The sequence below is a fragment of the Phyllobacterium sp. genome, assembly GCF_037994405.1.
Classification (GTDB): Bacteria; Pseudomonadota; Alphaproteobacteria; order Rhizobiales; family Rhizobiaceae; genus Phyllobacterium.
The window spans coordinates 1-1,789 of the sequence record NZ_JBBNAN010000073.1 but is presented as its reverse complement, the minus strand read 5'-3'; the positions used below and the strand labels follow the sequence as shown (position 1 = coordinate 1,789).

2 protein-coding genes are annotated in these 1,789 nt (G+C 57.6%); both read left to right on the top strand.

The window, feature by feature from the left end:
- Positions 1-683 (top strand): TrbG/VirB9 family P-type conjugative transfer protein (locus AAAC48_RS04310; protein ID WP_340652988.1); only part of this gene is annotated, 683 nt, incomplete at its 5' end.
- On the top strand, positions 676-1,789 hold a 1,114-nt coding region (gene virB10, locus AAAC48_RS04305; RefSeq protein WP_340652987.1), incomplete at its 3' end, for a type IV secretion system protein VirB10. The genes AAAC48_RS04310 and virB10, both read left to right, overlap by 8 nt.

Sequence of the window (1,789 nt, the reverse complement as noted above, 5' to 3'; positions counted from 1 at the left end):
CGCATGTGGCACTTGGTAACACGGTCGCCTGGGAAGTCGCGCCTGCAGGCAATATCCTGTTTCTGAAACCCCGGGAAAACCAGCCGATCACAAATATCTCCGTGGTAACGACACGGCGCGATGGCTCTAAACGAAGCTATCAGATGGAACTAACCGTGCGCGATGGTCCCGTCGCAGTCGGAGAGAATACCTATTTCTATGTGAAATTCCGCTATCCGGCAGACGAGGCAAAGCAAAGGCGCCTTGAAGCGGCGGCGCGCGATCAGGCGGCACGTTCGGGTGAAGCTGACAAGGTGCTCGGCGTTCATGAGCAACATGGACCACGCAACTGGCGCTATTCAGCGCAAGGTTCCGCCACAATCGAACCGCAGGTCGTTTACGACAATGGCAAAATCACGACTCTCGTCTTCGCCGGCAACCAGGAGATGCCGGCGATCTACATCGAGAATTCGGACGGGTCCGAAAGCCTCGCCCCAAAGTCAGTTTCAGGTGAGCTCGTCCTCGTCCACGCTATCGCCCGGAGGTTCATTCTGCGCCGTGGCGCCGATGTACTTTGCATCTTCAATGAGGCGTTCTCACCTAAAGGAATTGATCCTGGCACCAACACGACGTCTCCCTCAGTCGAGCGGGTACTGAAGATCCTCCCCGCTAAAGTGCCAAGACAGCGAGATGCGGATGGCTGAAGAAATCGAAACGACAATTGCTGGCGAGCGCAGCCAGGCCGCAACAACGCTACGTGATGACAACCGTCTGTTGAAGCGTGGTTCGGTTACGGTTGCCGTCGTCGCCTTCATTGCCTTCGCCTTCTGGACGATGCGCTCGGGGGATAAGGCAAGCGACGTCGACAAGCAGGAGCGCGTGGTGATCCGGCAGACGACGAAATTTGAGCCCGCCGCGCAAGAGCCAAAGCAGGCGATACAAACTGTGCAGGCGGTACCACTGCCGACGCCGAAATTGCAGGACCAGGCACCCGTCGTCGATGAACTGCTGGAATCGGCACGTCGCGCGCCCGTCATGGCATTCGGTGGTGGAAATCGTGACAATTCGAACCACCAGAACACTGAAGCAGTCGCCTCGGGCCAAAATGGCGACAACTCGTTTGTGCCCTTATCGGACGCACGCGCCTTTGCGGGCCCGACGCAGGGAGAAAATGAAGATCAGCGCTTCAATCGCATGTTGGCGCCAACGATAATCGAGGGCTCGCGCGCTGGTCATCTTGGCAATCGCAATTATATCGTCGCGATGGGCACTTCGATTCCTTGCGTGCTGGAGACGGCTTTGTCATCCGATCAGCCTGGCTTTGCCAGTTGCGTCATCAGTCGGGATGTCCTGTCCGACAATGGCCGCGTCGTGCTGATGGAAAAGGGGACACAGATTGTTGGTGAATATCGCGGCAGCTTAAAACGAGGGCAAAATCGTCTTTTTGTGCTCTGGAGCCGTGCCAAGACACCAACCGGCGTCATCGTAACGCTGGCATCGCCCGCGACCGATGCGATCGGGCGCGCCGGCTTTGACGGCTATGTCGATACGCACTGGTGGGAGCGGTTCGGCAGCGCTCTACTCATGTCTATCATTGGAGATGTCACCACTTTGGCCGGGCAACACCTCCAGGAGAGCGACGTCCAGGTGCAAGGGACGACCGGCGCCGGCAAGGACGCCGTCGCGATCGCCGTTGAGCAATCGATTAACATTGCGCCGACACTCGTTAAACATCAGGGCTCCTCTGTATCCATTTTTGTGGCTCGCGATCTGGATTTCTCCGGTATCTATGGTCTACGCGTCACTGAAC